Source organism: Billgrantia tianxiuensis, from assembly GCF_009834345.1.
GTDB lineage: Bacteria > Pseudomonadota > Gammaproteobacteria > Pseudomonadales > Halomonadaceae > Halomonas > Halomonas tianxiuensis.
In genome coordinates this window covers 3,955,882-3,981,438 of sequence record NZ_CP035042.1, presented here as the reverse complement: position 1 = coordinate 3,981,438, position 25,557 = coordinate 3,955,882, and the positions used below count along the sequence as shown (strand labels likewise).

Below are 25,557 nucleotides of genomic sequence, written 5' to 3'. Positions count from 1 at the left end.
CTTCGCAGTGGGTCAGCTATCCTGCCAGGCGGCGCCGTCCGGGTAGACGTGGCGCGACAGCGACTCGGGGTGGAGGCTGATGCTGTAGCCGGGGGCGGTCGGTACCTGATAGCGGCCGTTGCGGATCGTCACGGGGTGCAAGAAGTGCTCATGCAGATGATCGACGTACTCGAGGATGCGCCCCTCGAGGGAGCCCGAAACGGCGATATAGTCGAACAGCGAGACGTGCTGCACGTACTCGCAGAGCCCGACGCCGCCGGCATGAGGACAGACCGGCACGCCATGCTTGGCGGCCAGCAGCAGTACCACGATGACCTCGTTCAACCCGCCGAGACGGGCGGCATCGACCTGGCAGTAGTCGAGGGCGCCGGCCTGCAGCAACTGCTTGAACATCACCCGGTTGTGACAGTGCTCGCCGGTGGCCACCCCGATCGAGCCCAGTCGGCGGCGGATCTCGGCGTGGCCGAGGATGTCGTCGGGGCTGGTCGGTTCCTCGATCCACAGCGGATCGAATTCGGCCAGCCGGCGCATGTTGGCGATCGCCTCGTCGACGTCCCACATCTGGTTGGCGTCCATCATCAGGGTGCGCTCCCAGCCGATCTCCTCGCGTAGGATCTGGGCGCGGCGGCGATCCTCTTCGAGGTTGCCGCCTACCTTCTGCTTGAAGTGCGTCCAGCCTTCGGCCAACGCCTCGCGCGCCAGGCGCCGCACCTTGTCGTCGTCGTAGCCGAGCCAGCCGGCCGAGGTGGTATAGGCCGGGTAGCCCTGCTCGCGCATCTCCCGTTCACGGTCGGCGCGGCCGGCGGCATTGCGCCGGAGCAACCCCAGCGCTTCCTCGGGCGTCAGGGCATCGGTGACGAAGCGGAAGTCGAGGCAGCGAATCAGCTGCTCGGGCGGCATGTCGACCAGCAGCTTCCACACCGGCTTGCCTTCTGCCTTGGCCCACAGATCCCAGACGGCGTTGACGATGGCCGCCGTGGCTAGGTGGATCGCGCCCTTTTCCGGCCCGATCCAGCGCAGCTGGCTGTCGCCGCTGGTCAGCTCGCGCCAGAAGCGGCCCATCTCGGTGGTGATGTCGTCGAGCCGGCGACCCTCGATCAGGTAGGCCAGAGACTCGACGGCCTTGACGCAGATTTCATTGCCGCGGCCGATGGTGAAGGTCAGGCCGTGGCCGCTGAGCCCGTTTCCGGCATCGGTGTGCAGGGTGACGTAGGTGGCGGAGTAGTCCGGTGCCGCGTTCATGGCATCGGAGCCGTCCAGCGAGCGCGAGGTAGGGAAGCGGATGTCCTGAACCTCGAGGCGGGTGATGGTGGGCATGGCGACAATCCAGCAAGGTCTAAGGGAAGTAAAGATTTGTTGTCCAACCCAGCCTGGCGGCCAATTCAATAACCTGCCAATCGTTTTTTTCGTAACTCCGTTAACCAATGGTTATCAGTGTGCGTTGCAGGCTCGCCGTGACCTTTGAGGATACCGAGCAGTCAGGTCAAGACGCCTGACGGCAGCGGGGCGTTGGTTGATGCCGCTCAAAGCGGCGCCTAAGGTTAGTGATCGCTATTGGTTATCAGAGGCCGAACGTCTTGGACAAATTGTCATCGACCGGCCTGTGCGGCTGGATGCGCTTCAAGCACCTGCTGCTGCTGGTTCACCTCGACAAGCGCCGCAACATGCGCGCCGCCGCCCGACAGATGCATCTCAGCCAGCCGGCGGCCAGCAAGATGCTGCGCGACCTGGAGACCCATTTCGGCTTCGCCATCTTCGAACGCCAGCCGCGGGCGATGGTGCCGACCGAGTTGGGGGCTCAGCTGGTGAGGCATGCCGAGATCCTGCTCAACGACATAGAAAGAATGGTTGAGGACGTCCAGCGCATGCGCGAGGGCGGCTACGGGCGGCTGCTGATCGGTGCCATTCCGGCGGCCGCTCCCGAGATCCTGCCGGCGGCCATTGCCTCGCTCAAGCAACGGCGGCCGCGACTGTCGGTCAGCATCGACGAGCAGAGCAGCGACCGTTTGCTGCAGGCCCTCGAATACAAGCAGCTCGACCTGGTGATCGGCCGGCTCACGGCGGTGAACCAGCACAACCTGTTCGACTTCGAGCCGCTGCTCGAGGAGCCGCTGCGCGTCGTGGTGGCTCACGACCATCCTCTGGCCAGCCAGGAGCGGGTCGAGCTCGCGGCGCTGTGCCACTGGCCGTGGGTTCTGCACCCGCCCACCAGCCCCATGCGGCAGGTCATCGAGGCCGCGCTGGCCGACGCCGGCATCGCCTCGCCCGACGACACCATCGAGACCACCTCGACTCAGACCACCCTGCAACTGCTACTGAACGCGCCGATGCTGGCGGTATTGCCCTGGTCGGTGCTCAAGCGTCCTCTGGCCAGCGGCCAGTACGCGGTGCTGCCGCTGACCATCGGCAAGCCGCTGGACTACTACGGCATCATCACCCGCAAGCGCGAACCGCTCTCCAGCGCCGCCGCCGAGCTGGTGGCGGAGCTGCGCCGGCAAGTGGCATCCGCGAGACCAGGCGTGCCGCATCCCTCATGAAGGTCGACTGCTCACAGCGAGTAGACCAAAGTCGACATTGATGAAATGAATTATGAGTTCATAATTACATAAGACGGGGGAAACGCCCATCCGACCCGTACTCGCACGCCAGTTGCCGCCATGCCTTGGCGACGGCTTCTGAACCGACAACGACAAACAGGGTGATCGAGAAATGACGAAAACACTGATGGTCGGCAAGACCGCACTCTGCGGAGTGCTCTGCCTGGCTCTGGTTGGCGGCGCCCACGCCTGGGAGCCGCAGCGCAACGTCGAATTCGTGGTGCCATACAGCGCCGGTGGCGGCAGCGACATCAACGCACGCATGCTGGTCGAGGCGATTCGCGAGACCGACATGGTCAACCGCAACATTCTGATCAACAACCGGCCCGGCGGCTCCGGCGCGGTAGGCAACAGCTACACCTTCAGCAAGCGCGGCGATGGCCATACCATCACGACCTTCAACGGTGGGCAGATGATGAGCATGGTGGTCAACGACGCCTCGGTACAGCTGGACGACCTCACGCCGCTCGCCACGTTGTCGCTGGATACGCTGTTCGTGGGGGTCAGAGCCGAGGGCGACATCGAGGATCTTGCAGGCCTGATCGAGCGTGCCGAGCAGGATCCTGGCGGTGTCACCGTCGGTGGGGCCGGCCGCGGCGGCGAGGACCACCTGGCCTTCGCCATGCTCAACGATAACCTGGGCGTCGAGTTTCAGTACGTCCCCTTCGACGGTACCGGTGACGTCACTTCCGCCTTGCTGGGCGGTCATATCGATGCGGCCATCTTCAAGCTCGGCTCGCGGGTCGACCAGAGCATGGTCCGCTTCCTGGCCACCTATTCGGAGGATCGTCTCGATGCTCCCTTCGACGAGGTGCCGACCTTCGACGAGCTGGGCTATGAAGGCCTCGAGCTGATGATCTTCCGTGGCTATGCCGGCCCTCCCGACATGCCCGAGGAGGCCGTCGAGTTCTGGGAGAACGTCTTCCGTGCCGCTTCGGAAACGGACAAGTGGACCCAGGAGTACGTCGAGAACAACGGTCTGATTCCAACGTTCATGGGAGCCGAGGAGAGCGCCGAGTACTACCAGCGCGAGCAGGAGCGCTACCGGGCGATGTTCCAGGAGGCCGGCATGATCGACTGAGGCTCGCAGGGCGCGGCCGCCGCTGGGTGGCTGCGCCCCGGTCGTTGCTGCGGTCACTTCGTTTATCCCCGGTCGGCCGCTACCGCAAGAGGCGCACACTATGTCAAGCGTGAATCATGAGCCGGCCCATGAGGGCCGTTCCTGGCTCTCTCCACTGGTCACACTGGGCATCATCGCGATGGGGCTCGCCTGGGCTGGCTTCGGTTGGTGGAAGTATGGGGTATGGATGCACAACGGCCCCGGGGCTGGCTTCTTTGCCTTGGTGGCGGGGCTGGGTACCGCTCTGTTTGGCGGCTACGAGCTGCTACGCTGCAGGTTCGAGACGGATCGCGTGGTCTGGCGCAATCTGTGGCCCGCCTTGGCCATGGGGCTGGCCATCGCCAGCATAGCGCTGTTCGGCATGGTGCTGGCAATGACGCTGTTCATCGTGCTGTGGATGGCGTTGATCGAACGGCAGTCGTGGCTCAAGTCCGTGGTGATCGGCGCCTGCGCGGGCGGTGCGATCTATCTGCTGTTCGGTATGTGGCTGATGGTGGCGTTCCCTGAAGGCGCGCTCATGGCGCTGTTCTCCTAACCGAACGAAGAGTCCCCGTATGGATATTCTACAGTCCCTGATGCTGGGGTTTGCCACCTCGTTGACGTTCAGCAACATCCTGGCGGCCCTGGTCGGTGCCGGCCTCGGCATCATCGTCGGGGCCATTCCCGGCCTCGGTTCGGTCACCGGCATCGCCCTGCTGTTGCCGCTCACCTTCCAGATGGACCCCATCACCGGCATCATCATGCTCGGGGCTCTCTATTACGGCTGCATGTACGGCGGCTCCTACAGTGCCATCCTGCTCAACATCCCCGGCGACGCACCGGCCGTGGTGACCTCGCTGGACGGCTATCCGCTGTCGCAGCAGGGGCATGGCGGCAAGGCCCTGTTTACCGCCAACATCTCCTCGTTCATCGGCGGTACCGTGGGCATCGTCATGCTCACCTTCATGGGGCCCGTGCTGGCCCACGTGGGCCTCATGTTCGGGCCGGCGGAGGTGGCGGCGCTGATCCTGCTGGCGCTTTGCTCCATCGGCTGGCTGCTGGGGGACAACCCCGTCAAGGGCCTGATCTCGACCTTCATCGGTGTGATGCTGGCGACGATCGGCATTGGCACGGCCTTCGGCCAGCCGCGCTTCACCTTCGACTCCATGTATCTGCTCAACGGCATCTCCTTCATTCCGCTGGTGATTGGCATGTTCGGCTTCAGTCAGGTGTTGGTGATGATGGTCAACCGGGTCGACCCATCGGCCAAGGGGTTGAGCGGCCGGCTGGGGCTGAAGGAGAGCCTGCTCGACCGCAAGGAGGCGCGCAGCATCGTGCCGGTTTCGCTGCGCTCCGGGGTGGTCGGCAACCTGGTGGGCATCCTGCCGGGCGCCGGGGCCACCACCGGCTCCTTTCTCTCCTATGTGCTGGAGAAGAAGGTGGGCCGCAACGGCGCCGAGCTGGGCAAGGGGCGCATCCAGGGGGTGGCGGCCTCGGAGGCGGGCAACAACGCCGCCGCCGCCGGCTCGTTCGCACCGCTGCTGTCGCTGGGCATTCCCGGCTCGGGCACTGCGGCGGTACTGCTTGGCGGGCTGATGATGTGGGGCCTGCAGCCCGGGCCGCTGCTGTTCCAGAACAACCCCGACTTCGTCTGGGGGCTGATCTCGTCCATGTACCTGGGCAATGTCATGGCGGTACTGGCGGCGCTGGCGATCATTCCTTTCCTGGTCAAGCTGCTGCTGATCCCGGCTTCGATCATGATCCCGGTCATCGCCGTGGTGTGCGTGGTGGGATCCTACAGCGTCAACAACAGCATGTTCGATGTCTGGTTCATGCTCGGTGCCGGCGTGGTGGCCTTCTTCATGACCGCCGCTCGCTACCCGATTGCGCCGCTGCTGCTGGCCTTCGTGCTCACGCCTCGCCTCGAGACGAGCCTGCGTCAGGCGCTCGACATCTCCCGCGGCGATCCGATGATCTTCCTGAGAAGTCCGATAGCGGCCACATTGCTGACGCTGATCCTGCTGTTCGTGCTCTATCCGCTCGGCAAGCGCCTGTTCATGACGGCACGTCGGCGCGGTCACAAGGTGACGGCTGAATGAGGCCGGTCCACTCGCACCTATCTTCGTGAATTCTGAGTAGGAACCTTCCGGCGGTCGCTGGCTGGACCGCCGGGGGCTCCGCGTGGGGGCGTCCAGCGTAGGAAGCCAAATCCCAGGGTAATGATAATTCAGAATTCATAACAACGTTACAGCGTTCCGTCTGTTTGCCGCTATCAGGCTGTTTCTTATTGGTTTGTCTCCGTCTTCCCTAGGGGCGCTAGCCAAAGGTCTAACTTGATGAAATGAATTATGAGTTCATAATTACAAAAAGAGACGTCAGCGTCGACCCTGGCGCCGGCAGAGAAGGCAGAGAAGGCAGATGAGGCCGTAACGGGCTCCTGCCAGCCGCTGATGAAGCAGGAGGTCAAATGGAGCCGAAATCGACGGCCGAGCTGGAACTCATCAAGGATGGGCGCATCGCGTGGCTGATCTTCAATCGCCCTCAGGTGCGCAATGCCATGACCTGGGGTATGTACGACACGCTCGAGCGGCATTGCCATGCTCTGAGCGAGGACCCGGAAGTGGATGTAGTGGTGCTGCGCGGCAGCGGCGGCGAAGCCTTTGTTGCCGGTACCGACATCAAGCAGTTCACCGGCTTCGAAACGGCACAGCACGCGCTGGACTACGAGCACCGCATCGACGCGGTCGTCGGCGCCCTGGAGTCGCTCGGCAAGCCCACCATCGCTCTGCTTGAAGGGTTTTGCGTCGGCGGCGGCGCGGCCATCGCCATGGCCTGCGATTTTCGCTACTGCACGCCCGATCTGCGCTTCGGCGTGCCTATCGCCAAGACCCTCGGCAACTGCGTCTCCATTGCCAATGTGTCGCGCCTGGTCGATCTGGTCGGGGCCGCCAGGGCCAAGGAGGTGTTGATGCTGGCCAAGCTGTTCGGTGCCGATGAGGCAAAGCAAGCGGGCCTGGTCACCGAGGTCGTCGCCGCCGAGGAGATCGAGGCGGAGGTCAGGAAAGTGGCGGAGAGGCTGGGTGGCTTTGCGCCCTTGACGCTGCGCGCCTCCAAGGAGGAGATCAGCCGTGTGCTGGCGGCACGGCGGCCTCCGGCAGGCAGCGAGGAGGACCTGATCGCGCTCTGCTATACCAGCCGCGACTTCAAGAGCGCCGTCAAGGCCTTCGTCGACAAGACCCCCCATGCCTGGCGCGGCGAGTAGCGCCGGCGCCGTGAGTTTTCCTCAGCACTCCCTCCAATGACACGAGGTGGCAAGCATGCTCCCCTTAATGAAAATGAAGGTTCTCGACATTTCCCAGATCATGGCCGGCCCATACTGCACCATGGTGCTCGGTGACCTGGGGGCGGACGTCATCAAGGTGGAGAAGAACGGCGGCGACGACAGTCGCCAGATGGGACCTTACGTCAACGACGAGTCGACCTGCTTCGCCCAGATCAACCGCAACAAGAAGAGCATTTCGCTGAACCTCAAGGAGGAGGAGGGGCGCGAGATCTTCTATCGCCTGGCCAAGGAAGCCGACGTCATCGTCGAGAACTATCGCACCGGCGTGGCCAAGAAGCTGAAGGTGGATTACGAGACCATCAAGACCATCAACCCCGGCATCATCTACTGCTCCATCTCCGGCTATGGACAGACCGGCCCTTACAGCCACAAGGGGGGCTTCGACCTGGTGGCCCAGGGCATGACGGGGCTGATGTCGATGACCGGGGAGCCGGGGCGGCGCCCGCTGAAGACCGGCATCGCCGTCTATGACATCGGGGCGGGCATCACCGCCGTCTATTCGATCCTGGCCGCCTACATCCACAAGCTGAGCACCGGCGAGGGGCAGCACGTCGACGTGGCCATTGCAGAGTGCGGCCTGCCCTGGTTCACCTGGGAGGCGGCGGCGTTCTTCGCCGAAGGCACCGTGCCCGAGCCCACCGGCTGGCGTCACCGCGTATCGGCGCCCTACCAGGCGATCAAGGTCCGCGACGGTTACATCATGCTGGGCTGCGCCAATCAGCGTAACTGGGAGCGGCTCTGCCACGAGGTGATCGGTCGCCCCGACCTGCTGGAGGATCCGCGCTTCATCAGCAATTACCAGCGGGGGCAGAACGTGGAAGCGCTCGAGGCGCTGCTGGAGGAGATTTTCATCCACGACACGCGTGAAGCCTGGCTGGCAAAGTGCGACCAGGCGGGCGTGCCCGCCGGCCCCATCAACGATTTCGCCCAGGCGCTGGACGACCCTCATTATCAGGCGCGCGGCATGGTGCAGGAGATGGATCATCCGGTCATCGGCAGGATGAAGACCATCGGTTTTGCCAGCAAGCTCTCTGGCACGCCGCCGCAGATCCGCCGTCCGGCACCGCTCTACGCCCAGCACACCGATGAGATCATGACCGAGCTGGGCTTCGAGCAGGCGCACTGCGAGGTGCTGCGTCGCAAGGGGGTGATCAAGTGAAGCAAGGCAAGGTTCCTTGACTTCTCTGAGGGGCGAACTAGCTTCATCAAAGACGCATTACGAATAAAGAATTCAATTTTGCGTCGTTCGCCGACGCTCTATCGGGCGATTCGGCGTGCCGGACGGCCATGCTTCAGCGTCAACACTACAACAAGAGGAAACGCGCCATGCACCTGCTACGTCTCACGGCGGTCGCCGCCGTTGTTGCCTTTGTCTCGGCTCCCCTCCAGGCCCGTGAAATCACTTTTGGCCATGTCGGAGGTCCTGACTCCCTGTTTAGTGATTCCGCTGACTATTTCGCCGAGTTGGTCAACGAGCGTCTGCCCGAGCCCTACGAGGTGGTGGTCTTTGGTTCCAGCCAGTTGGGCACCGATTCGGAACTGCTCCAGCGCATGCGACTGGGCACCGTCGACTTGGCGCTGCCTTCTACCATCATGTCCTCGGTCGCGGACGAGTTCGGCCTCTTCGAGCTGCCCTATCTGATTCAGGACCGTGAGCACATGAAGCGGGTAGAGGAGGAGATCTTCTGGCCGCATCTGGCGCCGTTGGCCGAGCAGAACGGCTATCGGATCCTGGCGGTGTGGGAGAACGGCTTTCGCCACATCACCAACAACCGGCGCCCGATCAACACCCCGGAGGATCTGCGTGGCATCAAGCTGCGGGTGCCCCAGGGGGTGTGGCGCGTGCGCATGTTCGAGGAGTACGGTGCCGAGCCCTCGCCGATGTCGCTCTCGGAGGTTTTCATGGCGCTGCAGACCGGCGTCATGGATGGCCAGGAAAATCCGCTGGCCCAGATCGCCGGGCAGCGCTTCCAGGAAGTCCAGGACTACCTCTCCCTGACCGGACACGTCTACACCCCGGCCTACCTCACCGCCGGGCGTCGCTTCGACAACCTCCCCGACGAGATCCAGGAGATCATCATAGAGGCGGCCAAGGAGACCCAGGCGTTCGTCTACGAACATGCCGCCCAGCTCGATGAGGATCTCATCGACGTGATTCGCCAGGCCAACACCGAGGTGAACGAAGTCGATACCTCAGCCTTCATCGAGGCTTCCGATGCGATCTACGAAGCCTTTGCCAGCGAGGTACCCGGCTCCCAGGAGTTGATCGACAGGGTGCTGGAGCTCGGTAACGACGCTTGATTCGGCCCGCGCAGCCGTGAGGCTTCCACCTCCCCGCGTCGCGCGCTGGCGCGGGGGACCTGTCCCCCCCTGAACGAGTCGATGGCCATGGGTATCGTGAATCAGCTTTCCCGCATCATGGAGCGGCTGCTCGAGATCATCACGGTGGTATTGATGGTTTCGCTGACGTTGGTGGTGCTCTATGCGGTGGTGACCCGTTACGCTTGGCGAACGCCCTCCTGGTATGACGAAGTGGCCGCCATCATGTTGGTCTGGCTGACCTACTATGCCGGGGCTCTGGCAGCGCTCAAGCGCGGTCATATCGGGGTCGACGGAGTCCTGGCCGCCATGCCGGTGCATATCCGCATGCCGATCGCCTATCTCTCCGAGGCGCTATTCATCGGCTTCTTTGCCGTACTGTGCTGGGCTGGGCTGACGGTGATCGAGGTGATGCAGGGCATGTCGCTGATTACCCTGCGTTGGGTGCCGCTTACCTTCACCCAGTCGGTGATTCCCATCGGAGCGGCGCTGTTCATCATCGCCCAACTGCTCAGTATGCCGGCTCACCTGGCCAAGGTGCGCTCGGGGGTGACCCAGGAGGAAGAGGAGATCCGCCACGCCATTGCCGAGGCTGAGCGCGACAATACCAAGGCCGGCTTCACTGCGGATGAGCTGACCAAGAGGGCGCAGCCATGACGCTCCCTTTCATGATAGTGGGCTTGCTGGGGCTGATCCTGATGGGGCTGCCCATCGCGGTGGCGCTGGCAATCGTGGCCACGGTGGCCATCGTGGTCTACCAGGGGCTGGAGATGCTGCCCAACATCGGTCTCACGATGTTCGAGGGAGCCAGCAGCTTCCCGCTGCTGGCCATCCCCATGTTCGTGCTGGCCGGTGCCATCATGAACACTGGCGGCATCTCCAAGCGCCTGATCGCCTTTGCCTCGGCGCTGTTCGGCTTTATCCGCGGCGGGCTGGCGATGATCAACATCGGTGTCTCGCTGTTCTTCGCCGAGATATCCGGTTCGGCGGTAGCCGATGTGGCTGCCACCGGCTCGGTACTGATCCCGGCCATGAAGAAGCGCGGCTATCCCAGTCCCTTCGCTGCGGCCGTCACCTCTTCCTCGGCATCACTGGCGATCATCATTCCCCCCTCCATTCCGATGATCCTCTACGGGGTCATGTCGGGCGCTTCCATCGTCCAGCTGTTCGTGGCCGGTATTGTGCCAGGGCTGCTGGGGGCCGTGGGGCTTATGGCGCTGAGCTACTACTACGCGCGCAAGCATCACTGGCCGGTGGAAGAGGTCTTCCAGTTCAAGCGCGTCAGGCAGACCGCCAAGGAGGCGGCCTGGGCGCTGACCCTGCCGATCATCATCCTCGGTTCCATTTTCGGCGGCTTTGTGACCGCCACCGAAGGGGCCGGCCTGGCGGTGGCCGCAGCGATCTTCATCAGCGCCGTGATCTACCGCGAGCTGGACCTGCGCACCCTGTACAAGGCCATCGTCGATGGCGGCCAGCAGACCGCCGTAGTGATGCTGCTGGTGGCGGCCTCGGCGCTGATCGGGGTGTTCCTGACCGAGATGCGGATGCCTCAACAGTTGGCCCAGGCGGTGCTCAGCCTGACCGATAACAAGTATGCCATCCTGATGATGCTGAACGTCTTCTTCCTGCTGATCGGGCTCTTTCTGCACTCGGCGGCGGCGATCATCCTGGTAGTGCCCATCGTCATGCCGCTGGTCGGTGCGGCCGGGATCGACCCGGTCCACTTCGGCCTGGTGGTATGCCTCAACCTGGCCATCGGTCAGCAAACCCCGCCGGTGGCGAGTGTGCTGATCACGGCCTGTTCCATCGCCAAATCGGACGTGTGGTCGGTGACCCGCTCGAACCTCGGCTTCATCGCCGTGCTGCTCTTCATCCTGCTGCTGGTGACCTATATCCCCGCCATTCCAATGGGCCTGGTGGAGTTCTTCTACCGCTAGCCGAGAGGCCCGGCGATGTGGAGCTTGAGTGGTATAACGACGGAGTGACTCTGATGCTGAATCTCGACTTCCATCCTTCCGGCCGGCATTTTCTGCAGATCCCCGGGCCGTCGCCGGTGCCGGATCGCATACTGCGGGCCATCAGCCTGCCCACCATCGACCATCGCGGCCCGGAGTTCGGTGTCTTGGGCCTGGAGCTGCTGGCCAAGCTCAAGCAGGTCTTCAAGACCGAAGGGCCGGTCATGGTCTACCCGGCCTCGGGCACGGGCGCCTGGGAGGCGGCATTCGCCAACGCGCTCTCTCCCGGCGACCGGGTGCTGATGTTCGAGACCGGCCACTTTGCCACCCTGTGGCACAAGATGGCGCTCCGCCTGCAGCTCGAGCCTGAGTTCATCGGGCTGCCGGGTTATGAAGGCTGGCGCCAGGGCGTTCGGGCCGACATGATCGAGGCGCGGCTGCGGGAGGATGCCGGCCACCGAATCAAGGCGGTCTGCGTGGTGCACAACGAGACCTCCACCGGCGTGACCAGCGACATCGCCGCGGTACGCCGCGCCATCGATGCCGCCGGCCACCCGGCGCTGCTGCTGGTCGATACCATCTCGGGACTCGCCAGTGCCGACTACCGCCATGACGAGTGGGGCGTCGACGTCACCATCTCCGGCTCCCAGAAGGGGCTGATGCTGCCGCCGGGCATCAGCTTCAACGCCCTTTCCGACAAGGCCATCTCGGCCAGTCGCGAATCGACCATGCCCAGGAGCTTCTGGGCATGGGACGAGATCCTCGAGGCCAACCGCAACGGCTACTGGCCCTATACCCCCAGCACCAACCTGCTCTACGGCCTCAACGAGGCGCTGGACATGCTGCTCGACGAAGGGCTGGAGCACGTCTTTGCCCGCCACCAGCGCTGGGCCGCGGGGGTGCGTACGGCGGTCGAGGCCTGGGGCCTGGAGATCCAGTGCCAGGATCCGGCCCTCTACTCGCCGGTGCTCACCGGGGTGGTGATGCCGGATGGAATCGACGCCGACGCCGTGCGCAAGATCATCTACGAGCGCTTCGACCTGTCGCTGGGCATGGGGCTCGGCAAGGCCAAGGGCAAGATGTTCCGCATCGGCCACCTGGGCGACTGCAACGACCTGACGCTGGTCGCCACCCTCGGTGGCTGCGAGGCCGGCATGAAGCTCTGCGGCGTGCCCCTGGCGGGTAGCGGCGTGGCGGCGGCGCTGGAGTACTTCGCCCAACACCCGCTGGAAGCCAGGTGATTCCCCGCAACGGCTGAGGAAGGCACGATGACGTCTCTGACGGACAAGACCGCTACCCCGAATGCGCGGGTCAAGCCGGTGACCGAACTGGCGGCCCGGCTGACCCGGGAGATGGAGGGCGAGGTGCTGTTCGACCTCGCCTCGCGCGGTCGCTATTCCACCGATGCCTCGATCTACCAGGCGATGCCGGTGGGCGTGGTGATCCCGCGCCACCAGCGCGACCTGACGACGGCGCTGGAAGCCGCCCGCGACGCTCGGGTGCCGATCCTGGCGCGGGGCGCCGGTACCAGCCAGTGCGGCCAGACAGTGGGCGAGGCGCTGGTGATCGACACCACGCGCTGGCTCAGGGAAATCGTCGAGTTCGACCGCGAGGCGGGCACCGTGGTGGTCGAACCGGGCATCGTGCTCGACCACCTCAATGCCTGGCTCAAGCCCCATGGGCTCTGGTATCCGGTGGACGTCTCCACCAGTGCCCAGTGCACCCTGGGGGGATGGCCGGCAACAACTCCTGCGGCTCGCGCTCGATCCGCTACGGCAACATGGTGCACAACGTGCTGGGCATCGAGGCCTGGCTGGCCGACGGCAGCGAGGGCCACTTTGGCTTCTTCGACGAGCTGCCGCTCAAGGGCCGCGAGCGCGAGCTAGCCGAACGGGTCAAGGCGATTGCGGAGGGGGTGTCCGCCGAGATCCGCGAGCACTTCCCCAAGGTGCTGCGCCGGGTCGGGGGCTACAACCTGGATCTCTTCGATTGCCAGAACCCCAAGCCCTACGACCCGCAGGGGCGCGTCAACCTGGCCCATCTGCTGGTGGGCGCCGAGGGTACCCTGGGAGTGAGCCGGCGCATCAAGCTGCGGCTCTCGCCGCTGCCGACGCACAAGGTGCTCGGTGTGGTCAATTTCCCAACCTTCTATCAGGCGATGGACTTCACCCAGCACATCGTCACCCTCGACCCCACCGCGGTGGAGCTGGTCGATCGCACCATGATCGACCTGTCGCTGGAGAATCCGGCGTTCCGTCCGGTGATCGAGAAGGCGCTGATCGGTCGGCCCCAGGCGGTGCTGTTGGTGGAGTTCGCCGGTGAGGAGCGGCAGACCCAGCTCGCCTCGCTCAAACGTCTCACCGAGCTGATGGCCGACCTGGGCCTGCCCGGCAGCGTGGTGGAGATGCCCGAGCCCGCCGCACAGGCGGCGCTGTGGAACGTACGCAAGGCCGGTCTCAACATTATGATGAGCATGAAGGGGGACGGTAAGCCGGTCTCCTTCATCGAGGACTGCGCGGTGCCCCTCGAACATCTGGCCGAGTACACCGACAAGTTGACCGAGGTGTTCCATCGCCACGGCACCGAGGGCACCTGGTACGCCCACGCCAGCGTCGGCACGCTGCACGTGCGGCCGATCCTCGACATGCGGCGGGGCGGGGCGCGCAAGATGCGCGAGATCGCCGAGGAGGCTTCCGCCCTGGTGCGCCAATACAAGGGAGCCTACTCCGGCGAGCACGGCGACGGCCTGTGCCGCGGCGAGTGGGTGGCCTGGCAGTTCGGCGAGACCCTCAACGACGCCTTCCGGGCGATCAAGGGCGCCTTCGATCCGCAGAACCTGCTCAACCCGGGCAAGATCGTCGATACGCCGAAAATGGACGACGAGCGCTATTTCCGCTTTCCCACCCGCTACCAGCGCATTCCGCTCACGCCGCTGTTCGACTGGTCGGCCTGGAACGTCACCCGCGACCCGCTCACCGGCGAGCTGGGCGAGCCCGGCAGCGCCGGCGACGCCACCCATGGCCTGGCGATGGCGGTGGAGATGTGCAACAACAACGGCCACTGCCGCAAGTTCGATGCCGGCACCATGTGCCCCAGCTACCGCATCACCCGGGACGAGCAGCACCTGACCCGGGGCAGGGCCAACACCCTGCGCCTGGTGCTCTCCGGGCAGCTCGGCGAGCAGGGCCTGGCCGACGATGCGGTCAAGGAGGCGCTCGACCTCTGCGTCTCCTGCAAGGGCTGCAAGCGTGATTGCCCCACCGGCGTCGACATGGCCAAGTTCAAGATCGAGGCGCGTGCCGCTCGGGTGCGTACCAAGGGGCTCGCCCTGCGCGATCGCCTGATCGGCGAGATGCCGCGCTATGCGCCCATGGCACGGCGGGTCGCTGGGCTGCTGGCGGCGGTGGAGCGTCTCGATTTCCTGGCGCATCCGCTGAAGCGGGCGCTGGGCTTCGCCCCGCAGCGCCGTTTCCCGGCCTTCACCGGCGATTTCCTCAGCGAATGCCACGGCACGCCGGCCCTGGCCTCTTCGATCCAGACTGTCAGGGAGGTGGTCTTGTTCGTCGACACCTTCAACAACTATATGGAGAGCGACAATGCCCGGGCCGCCAAGCGGGTACTGGAGGCGGCTGGCTATCGCGTTCATCCCAACGTCAAGCCGGGGGAGCGGCCGCTGTGCTGCGGGCGTACCTACCTCTCGTCCGGCCAGTTCGACAAGGCGAAAGCCGAGGCCCGGCGAACGCTCGATGCCCTGATGCCCCATGTCGAGCGCGGCGTGGCCGTCGTCGGGCTCGAGCCCTCCTGCCTGCTCGGCATGCGCGACGAATTCCTGCAGTACGGCTTCGGCGAGCAGGCGCGAGCCCTGGCGGATGCTGCGATGCTGTTCGAGGAGTTTCTGGTCAGGGCCCGGCAGGCGGGCGAGCTTTCGCTCGATCTCAAGCCGCTGCCCGGGCGCGCGCTGCTGCACGGCCACTGCCACCAGAAGGCCTTCGACGCGCTGCGCCCGGTGGAGCAGGTGCTGTCCTGGATTCCCGAGCTCACGGTCGAGACCGTCGACGCCTCCTGCTGCGGCATGGCGGGCAGCTTCGGCTACGAGGCGGAGCACTACGACGCCTCGCTGCAGATGGCCGAACTGGCGCTGTTGCCGGCGATCCGCGAGGCCGACGACGACACCGTACTGGTGGCCGACGGCACCAGCTGTCGCCATCAGATCCGCGACGGCAGCGGCCGTGAGGCGATCCATGTGGCCCGCTTGCTCGAGCGGGCGCTGGCGTGAGCTTCGGTACACCATCACCATGACGGAAGCAGGCCTTCGGCCTTGGCGACCTGACAACCCCAGGGAGGAAAATACGATGGCAATCTATCGATTCGGAGAACACCGCCCCGACGTGCATGAGGAGGTCTACGTTGCGGAAACTGCCGACGTGATCGGACAGGTGACGCTCAGGCGCGGCGCCAGCGTCTGGTATCAGGCGGTGCTGCGCGGCGATACCGAACGCCTGGAGGTCGGCGAGGAGAGCAATATCCAGGATGGGGCCGTGTTGCACGCCGATCCCGGTTTTCCACTCAAGGTAGGCAAGGGCGTGACCGTGGGCCACCAGGCGATGCTGCACGGTTGCACCATTGGTGACGGGAGTCTGGTCGGTATCCAGGCGGTGATCCTGAATGGTGCGGTGATCGGCGAGAACTGCCTGGTGGCGGCAGGAGCCGTGGTCAAGGAGGGCGCCGAGTTTCCACCGAACTCGCTGATCGTGGGAGCGCCGGCGCGAGTGGTGCGGGAGCTCGACGATGCGGCCATCGAGGGCTTGCGTCTCAATGCGGCGGTCTACGTGGAAAAAGCGCGCCAGCACGAGCGCGATCTCGAACGTATCAACTGAAGACAGCGGCGTAAAGGAGAGCGCCCCCATGGCGGTTGGCATGGGGGCGCAAGCGTTCACGGGGTCAGGTCAGGCTCAGTCTTCCTGCTCCGCTTCCTCCAGAGGCTCCTGTTCCGCCCCTTCGAACTCTTCCATCTCCTCCTGCGGTTCCGCCGCATCCGCCGCTTCGGCAGGCTCCATCTCCTCGACGATGGGCTGCTCCATCTGGCCCACTTCCATCAGCGGATCGCTGACATTGAGCACGTAGAAGCCCACCATGGCGATGGCGCCGGCGAACACCAGGTAGTAGATCGTCGGCAGGATGGTCTTGCGAATCGTTTCTCCCTCGCGACCGAGCAGACCGACGGTGGCCGAGGCCGCCACCACGTTGTGGATGGCGATCATGTTGCCCGCCGCAGCCCCTACGGCCTGCAGCGCCACCATGAAGGCGGTGGAGAGACCGAGCTGCTGGGCCACGTTGAACTGGAACTCGGCCAGCATCAGGTTGGAAACGGTATTGGACCCAGCGATGAAGGCTCCCAGACCGCCCACGGCAGGGGCGAAGAAGGGGTAGACGTCGCCCACGCTGTCAGCAACGAACTGGGCCATGGCGACCGGCATGGAGACCAGGTCGGCGGCGTTGACGCCGGAGTTGATCAGGATACGCACCATGGGGATGGTGAAGATCAGCACGAAGCCGGCGCCGAGCAGGGTGCGCGAGGATTCACCGAAAGCAGCCTTGAGCTCACCGACGCGCATGCGATGCAGCACCGCGGTGACCAGCACCACCATCAGCAGGATGCCACCGGGCAGGTAGAGTGGGGCGATACTGCCGGATACGCCGGCTTCACCGAGGATGTTGCTCCAGCCGAAGGTCCAGGCGTTGAGCGCTTCACGCAGCGGATCGACGGTGCGAGATGCCACCAGGAACAGCGCCAGCAGCACGTAGGGCAGCCAGCCCATCCAGGTGGAGAGCGGTGTCTTGCCGGCGATATCGTCGATCTTGATCTCGATCTTGCCGATCCAGCCGGCCGGCCAGGCGTCACGCTCGGGGAAGTCCCAGTTGTCCTTGGGCAGCAGGAAACCGCGACGTGCCGCCGGTACGACGATGGCCAGGCCCACCATGGCCCCGATCATCGAGGGGAACTCCGGCCCCAGCAGCACACCCGCCAGGGCATAAGGCACCACGAAGGCCACGCCGGTGAAGAGGGCGAACGGGGTGATCGAGAGCCCCTCCTTCCAGGAGCGATTGGCGCCGAAGAAGCGCACCATGATGACCACCATGATCAACGGCATCAGGATACCGACGATGGCATGCACGATGGCGACTTCCGCTGCGATCAAGCGGAAGTACTCGAGCCAGGTGAAGCCGCCCGCTTCGAGCTGCTCGGTGATGGCGTTCATGTTGACGCCCCCGGTCACGCCGACCACGATCGGGGTGCCCACCGCGCCGAAGGAGACCGGAGTGGACTGAATCATCATGCCGACCACGACCGCGGCCAAGGCGGGGAAGCCCAGCGCCACCATCAGCGGGGCCGCCACGGCGGCGGGCGTGCCGAAACCCGAGGCGCCTTCGATGAAACAGCCGAACAGCCATGCCACGATCAGCGCCTGCACGCGGCGATCGGGGCTGATGCCCGAGAAGCCGTTGCGAATGGCGGCAATGCCGCCGGAATGCTTCAGCGTGTTGAGCAGCAGAATGGCGCCGAAGATGATCCACAGGATCGAGACGGTCAGGATCAGGCCCTGGAGCGTGGAGGCCAGCACCCGGTTGAAGCTCATCTCCCAGGCGAACAGCCCGATCAGGGCAGTGATCACGAATACGATGGGCATGGCCGTTCTGGCAGCCATGCGAAAGCCGATCAACAGCACGCCGGCCAGTATCAATGGCGTAAAGGCGAGTAGTGCTAGGGTTGTATCCGTCATGACGTTTCCTCGGATTTCTCCTTGTTAGAGTCCGGCAGGCGAAGGCCACCCATCGAAGCGCTTCTACCTGAGCCGGCCGCGGAGGCAACGATACGAAGTGCGCTGGGAAGTTGCCATCCTTGGATCATTGGTCTTACCAATTTGTAATGAAGTGGCGTTCCATGAGCCATCGCGATTTTGGATTTAAAATCATGCGGATAAGAGCCAAAAATGCCTGTTGCCACGTGCCTGGAAGCGATTCGTTATTAGACTAATGGACAGACTCATGGCCCCCAGCGTAGTCGAGCTCGGTGTGGTTGGCATAGTGGTTGGCATGGTGGTTGGCATCCTGTCGCCAAGGCTGGCACTATCCGAAGACCACTACCGACGTTCGCCAGGAGGCGCCATGGCAAGGGTTCTCTTCGACCTCTGCGGTATCGATGAAGGTCTGCGTTTTTCCCCATACTGCTGGCGTGTGCGCTACGCGCTCGCTCACAAGGGACTCGAGGCGGAGACGCGTCCTTGGCACTTCACCGACAAGCAGGCCCTGGCATTCGCCGACCACGACAAGGTGCCGGTACTGGTCGACGGTGACGAGACGGTCATCGACAGCTACGAAATCCTGCGCTATCTGGACCGCGCCTATCCCGAAGCGCCCCTGCTGGGCAATGGCATGGCCGAATCCCGGGCGCGCTTCTTCAAGCATTACGCCGAACGGGCGCTGCATCCGGCGATGATGCGGACCATCGTCATGGACCTGCTCAACGCCATCGACCCCAAGGACCGCGACTATTTCCGCACTAGTCGTGAAAAGCGTTTCGGCCGTTCCCTCGAGGAATTCCACTCACCGGCCAAAGGGTTGGCGCAGCTCGACGCCGCTCTGGCCCCGCTGCGAGGCCAGTTGGAAGACAGCGATTTCCTCGATGGCGAGGCACCTGCTGCGGCCGACTATCTCGTTTTCGGTGCCTTCATGTGGGCGCGGGTAGTGTCGACTGCCGACCTGGTATCGAATGCCGACCCTGTCTACGGTTGGGTCGAGCGCATGCTCGATCTCCATGGCGGCCTGGGACGCAAGGCCATGCGAATCACGGATATCGAAGGGGCCTATCGCTGAACGGGGGCGAGTGCGTCGACACGCTGAAGTCGCGGTGCTCAAAAAATGAGCTCAAATAATGTTGCACCGCACAAAACGAGCTGCTATGTTGCAATGCAACAAGGCGCGATCCTGCCTTGATAACGCAACGTAGGAGGTGTCTCATGAGCAAGACCCAAGATAAGGCGACCCAGCAGTTCGAAACCCTGTTCCTCGCTCCGGCGCGTGCCTATGGCTCGCTGACCCTGGAATACTACGAGAAGCTGCTGTCAGCACAGCTGGACGCCTTCCGTAGCTACTCCGACCTGAGCCTGGCCCAGGCCCGCGCCTGGATCGACGTCAAGGACTCCGAAGGCCTCAAGCAGGTGTTCGAGACTCAGCAGAAAGCCGTCAAGGAGCTGGGCGAGCGTCTGCAGGGCGACACCAAGAAGGTGGTCGACCTGAGCCAGGAGTTCCTGCAGAAGGGGCAGCAGCTGACCGAGCAGAACGTCAAGGCCGCCAGCGCCGCGACCAAGTAAGTCGCTGCATCCCCTGCCGATGCAAAGGCCGTCGCCCCTGAGGGGCGACGGCCTTTTTCTTGCGTGCCGTATGCCTCCCTCACGCTGCCGACGCGGTCATTCGCCAAGCAGCTCCATGACTTCCTCCTCCTCCACCTGGCCGAAGTCGATATAGAACTGGCCCACCGCCATGAAGCGCTGCGGGACATCGAGGCAGACGACCTCATCGGCGATCGCCTCCAGCCGCGTGACGGCGCTCGGCGATGCCACCCCCAAGGCTGCCACAAGTCGTGCGGCACGGCCGTGCAGGGTTTGCAGGGCTGCTTCCATGGTTGCGCCGGTGGCGCTGCCGTCGTCGACGATCACCACCACACGGCCCTCGGGCGGTATTGGCGGGCGAACCGGACTGTAGCGTTGGCGCCGCTGCTGAAGCAGCTTGCGCTGCTGCTCGGCTTCGCGCTCTACCGCTGTCTGGGAAAAGTGAGAGGCAGCCTCGTCGAGCTTCATGGTGCCATCTTCGCTGATGGCGCCAATCGCGAATTCGGGGCTGCCCGGGGCGCGGATCTTGCGCACCAGCACGACATCGAGTTCCCCCTCGAGAGCGTCGGCAAGGTAGCGCCCCATGGGAACGCCACCACGGGGAATGGCCAGTACCAGAGGGTTGGAGCCCTTGAGGTGCGCGAGGCGCTCGGCAAGTTGCTCGGCGGCATCCAGGCGGTCGCGAAACATGTCGCATTCTCCTCCATCCATCATGGATAACCGCAGTGTAGAACGCCCTGGCGGGATGGTCGGGCGCAGCGGCAGTACATGGGAAGGAGGGGCTAGGACAGGCTAGGGCAGGGCGAGGCGTGGCCTCGCCCTGATTCCTCCTACACGTTAGAGCGTACCTGCTCGCTCTTCGCGGCTACCGGCTCCTGTGGTGCCTGGCGGCGAGGCTTGCCGGGCAGAATGGCGTCCAGCAGCAAGGCGGCGACGGCCGCCGGTACCAGACCCGATTTCAACAGCAGGCCGGCCTGTCCTGGCATGGTCTCGGAGATCGCCTCCACCGCGGGCAGGCCGATGCCGAGGCTCAGCGACACCGCGATGATCAGCATGTTGCGCTGATCCAGCTCGCACTCCTTGATGATCTTGAGTCCGGCCGAGGCGATCATGCCGAACATGACGATGCCGGCCCCTCCCAGTACGGCATGGGGCATGGCCGCGACCAGGCCACCCAGCTTGGGAAACAGGCCCATGGCGATCAGCAGCAGGCCGCCGATGGTCACCACATGGCGGCTGACCACGCCGGTCAGGGTGATTAGGCCGACGTTCTGGGCGTAGGCGGTATTGGGCAGTGTGTTGAACACGGCGGCGAAGGAGGTCGCCACGCCATCGGCCATTACACCGCCCGAGAGTTCGCGATCCTTGGCCGGGCGCCCGGCTCCGCCGGTGGTAATGGCCGAGATGTTGCCGATGGTTTCGAGCCCCACCACGAACATGATCAGCGTCATGCCGACGATGGCGGTCATGGAGAACTCCATGCCGTAGACGAAGGGCTGGGGCAGGGCGAACCAGGCGGCATCGCGCAGGTTGGTAAAATCGACCATGCCCAGCGCGATGGCAACCAGGTAACCGGCCAGCAAGCCGAACAGGATCGACGAGGCCTTGATGAAGCCGCGCCCCAGCTGATGCACGGCGATGGTCACCACCAGCACGAAGAAGGCCAGCGTCAGGTTGGTCGGTGACGCGAAATTCTCCGAGCCCACGCCGCCCGCGGCGTAGTTGAGGCCTACCGGCATCAGCGTGATGCCGATCAGCAGCACCACGATGCCGGTCACCACCGGCGAGAACCAGTGGCGGATCTTCTTGAGGAACGCACCCAGCAGGATTTGCAGCAGGCCGGCAATGAACGAAGCTCCCAGCACCGCGGGGAGGCCGAAGGCCTTGGCCAGCGGCAGCGCAACGGGCAGGAAGCCGAAGCTGGTGCCTTGCACGATGGGCAGCCGGGCGCCGATGGGCCCCATGCCGATGGTCTGGACCAGCGTTGAAATACCGGCCACGAACAGTGCGACCTGGATGAGAAAGATCTGTTCGCCGGCGGTGGCGCCGATTACGCCGGCAATGATGATCGGCGGCGTCACGTTGCCGGCGAACATCGCCATGATGTGTTGCAGCCCGAGTGGAATCGCCTTGCCCAATGGCGGCATGGCGTCGGGGTTCTGGTTGATCGTGCGTGAGGGCTTGGTTGGCTGAGAAGGCTTTCCAGCGTCGGTCATGGTCAGGCTCTCGGTTGTTGTTGTCGCAGTGGTGCGTGTCCATGCACCACACCCTGCCAAGAAATGTACACAATGCACTGTCGTTTAAAAGACAATTTCTAGCTATTTTTGTCTACTAAAACTGCTTTCTATTCTATATCAATAGGTTGGATGTAGTATTTTGACCGTTTGGTCATGTTTTGTCGGCTATCGGCGATGCTCGAGCAGCGACGAAAAACCCGCCACGATATCACTGGCGGGTTTCCATGGGCCGATAGCACTGCGCCATATCGCAGACCGGCCGAAGGCCGGGAAGTCTGCGAGATCAGCGATTCGCGACACGCTCCTCCAGGCGAAAGCGGGCAATGCGATTGATCTGCTCGATGGCGGTACGGCGCTCCTCCGCGGGTGAGTTCTCCAGGCGCGTCTCGAAGGCCGCCAGAATGGCGTGCCTGTCGCTGCCCTTCACGGCCATGACGAAGGGAAAGCCGAACTTCCCCTTGTATGCCGCATTGAGGCGCTCGAAACGGGCCATCTCCTCGGGCGTGCATTGGTCGAGGCCCGCACCGGCCTGCTCGCGGGTGGAGTCGTCGGTCAGCTCGCCGGCGATGGCGGCCTTGCCTGCGAGGTCGGGGTGGGCGCGAATCACCTCGAGCTGACGTTCCGCCGTGGCGCTGCTCAGCGTCTGGCCCATGGCCTCGGCGAGGCCTGCCGGGGTGTCCTGCGCCGGCTGCAACCCGCGCTCCCAGGTCAACTCGGCCACCCAGGGGGAGTGCTCGTAGATGTCGCCGAAGCGTGCCACGAATTCGTCGCGGTCGAGCGTGCTGGGGCGCGGCGCGAGTGTCTTGTCGTTCATCGTGATCTCCATGGTCAGTGCTGTCATGCAGTGATCGAAGCGTGTTCTTTCAAAAGTGTATACAAAAAAACTTTGAAATGTACCACCAGAATGGCTAAAACTGTCTTCATGGCATGCGGCGAACCTCGGTCAGCGCCAAGGCTCGGGTCAGGGCCGCCGCTCAAGCTCCGGCTGACAACGGGAGAAACGATATGGGACGACTGACCACACACGTTCTGGATACTGCCCAGGGTCGCCCTGGCGAAGGCATCCGCATCGACGTCTATCGCCTGGAGGGCGAGCAGCGTTCGCTGCTGAAGACAGTAAGGACCAACGACGATGGACGCTGCGATGCACCGATTCTGGAAGGCGACGACTTCCGGGCCGGCGAGTACGAGCTGGTCTTCCATGCAGGCGACTATCTGCGCCAACAGGGGATCCAGGCGAGCGAGCCGCGCTTCCTCGATGTCATTCCGCTGCGCTTCGGCGTTGCCGATGCCTCGCAGCACTATCATGTGCCGCTGCTGGTGTCGCCCTACGGGTACTCCACCTACCGCGGAAGCTAAGCTTTATTCGAAGACTGGAAAAATTGGACCGGATTGGGTTAGAGAGCGGCTAAATCTGCCAATCAAACCCCGAGCCTTGGCCGGTTCTTGCCTAGCTTGGCCTCGCTCGCCGGCTTTCCGAATCAAAGCTGCGTATAAAACAATCACGTATCGAGACCCTTCAGATGCAAGCTTACCTGCTGGAATTCGTCAATTTCATGCTGCGCTGGCTGCACGTCATCGCGGCCATCGCCTGGATCGGCGAGTCGATCTATTTCGTCATGCTGGACAACGGGCTGCGCAAGCCCAAGGCCGCCGAGGATCGTGACAAGGGCGTGTTCGGCGAGATGTGGGCCGTTCACGGCGGCGGCTTCTATCACAACCAGAAGTACGCGACGGCGCCCGCCAAGCTGCCCGAGGATCTCCATTGGTCGTTCTGGAAGTCCTATACCACCTGGCTCTCCGGCTTTGCCCTGTTCGTGCTGCTCTACATGACCAACCCGGGCTTCTATCTGGTCAATCCCAACAGCAGTTGGGAGTGGGCCGCCAACATGAGCGGCTGGCAGGCCAACGTGCTGGCGCTGGTGTTTCTACTGGCGGGCTGGGTGATCTACAACGAGATGTGCAAGCGCATCAGCCCCAACATGGAGCGCGACGGGGTGCTCAGCCTGGCCGTCGCCGTGCTGATGATCGTCGTGGCTTACCTCAGCGTGCAGATGTTCTCGGGGCGGGCCGCCTTCCTGCTCACCGGTGCGGTCATGGCCACCGCCATGTCGGCCAACGTGTTCTTCTGGATCATTCCCGGCCAGCGGCGCATGGTCAAGGCGATGAAGGCCGGTGAGGAGCCGAACCCGCTGGACGGCAAGCGCGGCAAGCAGCGCTCGGTTCACAATACCTACTTCACCCTGCCGGTGGTGCTGCTGATGATCAGCAATCACTATTCGTTCGTGTACAACCACGAATACGCCTGGGTGCTGATGTCGCTGTTCATCTTTGCCGGTGCGCTGATCCGCCAGTTCTTCGTACTGATGCACATGGGCAAGATCCAGCCGGCCTACCCGGCGGCGGGCACGGCGCTGATCCTGGTTGTCTTCTGGCTGGCGATGCCCGGTGGGCAGGCCACGACCGGTGGAGCGACCCTGACGGAGGCCGAGGGGCCCAGCTTCGAGGAGGTTCACGCCCTGATCGACCAGCACTGCGTGGCTTGCCATTCGCGTCAGCCGACCCAGCCGGGCTTCTCCGCGCCGCCTGCCGGCATCGCCTACGACAGCGCGGACCAGATTCGCGGGCAGAAGGAGCGCATCCAGCAGGTGGTGGGCAGCAAGTACATGCCGCTTGGCAACATGACCGGCATGACCGATGAGGAGCGCGAGGTGATCGCCGCCTGGTCGGAGTAGACACCCACCGGGATCCGCAGACGCCCCAGCCCGCTCTCGGCGGCGCTGGGGCGTCTTCATTGGTTCGATAGTTGAGGGAGGTTGCGTATACAATGGCTACCAGTGTTGGCATGCGAGGAGGGGGATCATGAACCAGCGGCAGCGTCTGGCCGAAGCTGGCGATGCGGGCAAGGCCAAGCCCCGGCGCATGGGCAAGAATGGCGATGGCGCCGAGCGGCATGAGGCGATCTACCGCACCATCAGCGATGCCATCATCGAACATCGTCTGCGCCCCGGCGCGCGCCTGCGCGAAGATGCCCTGGCCGAGGTATTCGGTATCAGCCGCACCGGCGTGCGCAAGATCCTCCAGCGTCTGGCGCTGGAGCAGCTGGTGACCTTGACGCCGCGTCGCGGTGCCAGCGTCACACGGCCCACCGCCGATGAAGCCAAGGACGTCTTCGATGCTCGTCAGATGGTGGAGTGCGGGCTGATGCCGGAAGTGGCTCGGCGCATCACTGCCGAGGACGTCCGCGAGCTGCGCGACATGGCCCGCCGCGAGCGCGAGGCACTCAAGTCGGGCGAACAGAGCCGGGCAATCAAGCTCTCCGCCGCCTTCCATGAACGCCTGGCCCAGCTCTCGGGCAATGCCACTCTGGCGGCTTTCGTCGGTCAGCTCTGTTCGCGTTCGTCGTTGATCCTGGCGGTCTACGGCAGCTCCGGGCACCTGGGCTGCGAATCCCACGACCACGACGACCTGATCGGCTATCTCGAGGCACGCAACGGCGAGCGTGCCACGGCCTTCATGAGCCGTCACCTCAAGGCGATCGAGGCGTCGCTGTCGATCGTCGAGGAGGAGGCGGAAACCCCGACCTGCATCGTATATTCGGGGCCTGAAGCGCGCCG

Annotated in this window: 22 protein-coding genes and 1 pseudogene; 18 read left to right on the top strand and 5 right to left on the bottom strand. The window is 64.1% G+C overall.

The window, feature by feature from the left end; genetic code table 11:
- Window positions 1–12: 12 nt before the first annotated feature.
- Window positions 13–1,317 carry an L-fuconate dehydratase gene (locus EKK97_RS18525; protein ID WP_159554146.1) on the bottom strand — a complete coding sequence of 435 codons (1,305 nt, stop codon included), beginning with the start codon at window positions 1,315–1,317 and terminating at the stop codon, window positions 13–15.
- Window positions 1,318–1,577: 260 nt separating this feature from the next.
- Between EKK97_RS18525 and EKK97_RS18520 the strand changes: the two genes are divergently transcribed.
- The 13 genes from EKK97_RS18520 (at window position 1,578) to EKK97_RS18465 (ending at window position 16,190) form a co-directional block, all read left to right on the top strand.
- Window positions 1,578–2,537, top strand: a complete 960-nt coding sequence (locus tag EKK97_RS18520; RefSeq protein WP_159554144.1) for a LysR family transcriptional regulator — start codon at window positions 1,578–1,580, stop codon at window positions 2,535–2,537.
- A 172-nt stretch (window positions 2,538–2,709) separates the two neighbouring features.
- Complete coding sequence (locus EKK97_RS18515) at window positions 2,710–3,678, top strand: Bug family tripartite tricarboxylate transporter substrate binding protein (protein WP_234286666.1); 969 nt, start codon at window positions 2,710–2,712, stop codon at window positions 3,676–3,678.
- A 100-nt stretch (window positions 3,679–3,778) separates the two neighbouring features.
- Window positions 3,779–4,252 (top strand): tripartite tricarboxylate transporter TctB family protein, encoded by a 474-nt coding sequence (locus tag EKK97_RS18510; RefSeq protein ID WP_159554142.1) that lies wholly within the window; start codon window positions 3,779–3,781, stop codon window positions 4,250–4,252.
- Window positions 4,253–4,271: 19 nt separating this feature from the next.
- Entirely contained in the window at window positions 4,272–5,795 is a 1,524-nt protein-coding gene (locus EKK97_RS18505) for a tripartite tricarboxylate transporter permease (RefSeq protein WP_159554140.1), read from the top strand.
- 368 nt (window positions 5,796–6,163) lie between these two features.
- Window positions 6,164–6,958, top strand: coding sequence for an enoyl-CoA hydratase/isomerase family protein (locus tag EKK97_RS18500; RefSeq protein WP_159554138.1), 795 nt, complete (start codon window positions 6,164–6,166; stop codon window positions 6,956–6,958).
- Between the two features lie 55 nt (window positions 6,959–7,013).
- Window positions 7,014–8,198, top strand: a complete 1,185-nt coding sequence (locus tag EKK97_RS18495; protein WP_159554136.1) for a CaiB/BaiF CoA transferase family protein — start codon at window positions 7,014–7,016, stop codon at window positions 8,196–8,198.
- A gap of 167 nt (window positions 8,199–8,365) precedes the next feature.
- Window positions 8,366–9,340: a TRAP transporter substrate-binding protein gene (locus tag EKK97_RS18490; RefSeq protein WP_159554134.1), complete on the top strand. Its 975-nt coding sequence runs from the start codon at window positions 8,366–8,368 to the stop codon at window positions 9,338–9,340.
- Window positions 9,341–9,427: 87 nt separating this feature from the next.
- The gene (locus EKK97_RS18485; RefSeq protein ID WP_159554132.1) at window positions 9,428–10,015 is read left to right on the top strand and encodes a TRAP transporter small permease; all 588 of its coding nucleotides are present in this window, start codon (window positions 9,428–9,430) and stop codon (window positions 10,013–10,015) included.
- On the top strand, window positions 10,012–11,295 hold the full coding sequence (locus EKK97_RS18480) for a TRAP transporter large permease (RefSeq protein ID WP_159554130.1): 1,284 nt from the start codon (window positions 10,012–10,014) through the stop codon (window positions 11,293–11,295). Before EKK97_RS18485 ends, EKK97_RS18480 begins: the two co-directional genes overlap by 4 nt.
- Window positions 11,296–11,348: 53 nt before the next feature.
- The gene (locus EKK97_RS18475; protein ID WP_159554128.1) at window positions 11,349–12,554 is read left to right on the top strand and encodes a pyridoxal-phosphate-dependent aminotransferase family protein; all 1,206 of its coding nucleotides are present in this window, start codon (window positions 11,349–11,351) and stop codon (window positions 12,552–12,554) included.
- Window positions 12,555–12,581: 27 nt separating this feature from the next.
- The gene (locus tag EKK97_RS25025) at window positions 12,582–13,199 is read left to right on the top strand and encodes an FAD-binding oxidoreductase (RefSeq protein WP_236551287.1); all 618 of its coding nucleotides are present in this window, start codon (window positions 12,582–12,584) and stop codon (window positions 13,197–13,199) included.
- Entirely contained in the window at window positions 13,094–15,589 is a 2,496-nt protein-coding gene (locus EKK97_RS18470) for an FAD-binding and (Fe-S)-binding domain-containing protein (RefSeq protein WP_340162985.1), read from the top strand. The genes EKK97_RS25025 and EKK97_RS18470 overlap by 106 nt, the downstream gene beginning before the upstream one ends.
- Before the next feature lie 76 nt (window positions 15,590–15,665).
- A complete protein-coding gene (locus EKK97_RS18465; protein WP_159554126.1) occupies window positions 15,666–16,190 on the top strand; it encodes a gamma carbonic anhydrase family protein in 525 nt (174 codons plus the stop codon).
- Window positions 16,191–16,265: 75 nt separating this feature from the next.
- Here EKK97_RS18465 and EKK97_RS18460 read toward each other — a convergent pair whose 3' ends face one another.
- The gene (locus EKK97_RS18460) at window positions 16,266–18,095 is read right to left on the bottom strand and encodes an L-lactate permease (RefSeq protein ID WP_159554124.1); all 1,830 of its coding nucleotides are present in this window, start codon (window positions 18,093–18,095) and stop codon (window positions 16,266–16,268) included.
- 385 nt (window positions 18,096–18,480) lie between these two features.
- Between EKK97_RS18460 and EKK97_RS18455 the strand changes: the two genes are divergently transcribed.
- Together EKK97_RS18455 and EKK97_RS18450 are read left to right on the top strand one after the other, a co-directional pair.
- Window positions 18,481–19,188, top strand: coding sequence for a glutathione S-transferase N-terminal domain-containing protein (locus EKK97_RS18455; protein WP_159554122.1), 708 nt, complete (start codon window positions 18,481–18,483; stop codon window positions 19,186–19,188).
- A 143-nt stretch (window positions 19,189–19,331) separates the two neighbouring features.
- Entirely contained in the window at window positions 19,332–19,685 is a 354-nt protein-coding gene (locus EKK97_RS18450) for a phasin family protein (protein ID WP_159554120.1), read from the top strand.
- Between the two features lie 96 nt (window positions 19,686–19,781).
- On the opposite strand, the gene EKK97_RS18445 is transcribed toward EKK97_RS18450, so the two are convergent.
- The 3 genes from EKK97_RS18445 to uraD form a co-directional block, all read right to left on the bottom strand.
- Complete coding sequence (locus EKK97_RS18445; RefSeq protein ID WP_159554118.1) at window positions 19,782–20,393, bottom strand: phosphoribosyltransferase; 612 nt, start codon at window positions 20,391–20,393, stop codon at window positions 19,782–19,784.
- Between the two features lie 140 nt (window positions 20,394–20,533).
- Window positions 20,534–21,919, bottom strand: a complete 1,386-nt coding sequence (locus tag EKK97_RS18440) for a uracil-xanthine permease family protein (RefSeq protein WP_159554116.1) — start codon at window positions 21,917–21,919, stop codon at window positions 20,534–20,536.
- A gap of 304 nt (window positions 21,920–22,223) precedes the next feature.
- Window positions 22,224–22,754 carry a 2-oxo-4-hydroxy-4-carboxy-5-ureidoimidazoline decarboxylase gene (uraD, locus tag EKK97_RS18435; protein ID WP_159554114.1) on the bottom strand — a complete coding sequence of 177 codons (531 nt, stop codon included), beginning with the start codon at window positions 22,752–22,754 and terminating at the stop codon, window positions 22,224–22,226.
- 191 nt (window positions 22,755–22,945) lie between these two features.
- Between uraD and uraH the strand changes: the two genes are divergently transcribed.
- From uraH to EKK97_RS18420, 3 genes and pseudogenes are all read left to right on the top strand, one after another.
- Window positions 22,946–23,299 (top strand): hydroxyisourate hydrolase, encoded by a 354-nt coding sequence (gene uraH, locus EKK97_RS18430; protein ID WP_159554112.1) that lies wholly within the window; start codon window positions 22,946–22,948, stop codon window positions 23,297–23,299.
- A 164-nt stretch (window positions 23,300–23,463) separates the two neighbouring features.
- Window positions 23,464–24,675 carry a urate hydroxylase PuuD gene (locus EKK97_RS18425; RefSeq protein ID WP_159554110.1) on the top strand — a complete coding sequence of 404 codons (1,212 nt, stop codon included), beginning with the start codon at window positions 23,464–23,466 and terminating at the stop codon, window positions 24,673–24,675.
- A 187-nt stretch (window positions 24,676–24,862) separates the two neighbouring features.
- A pseudogene (locus EKK97_RS18420) lies at window positions 24,863–25,548 on the top strand (GntR family transcriptional regulator).
- Window positions 25,549–25,557: the final 9 nt, after the last annotated feature.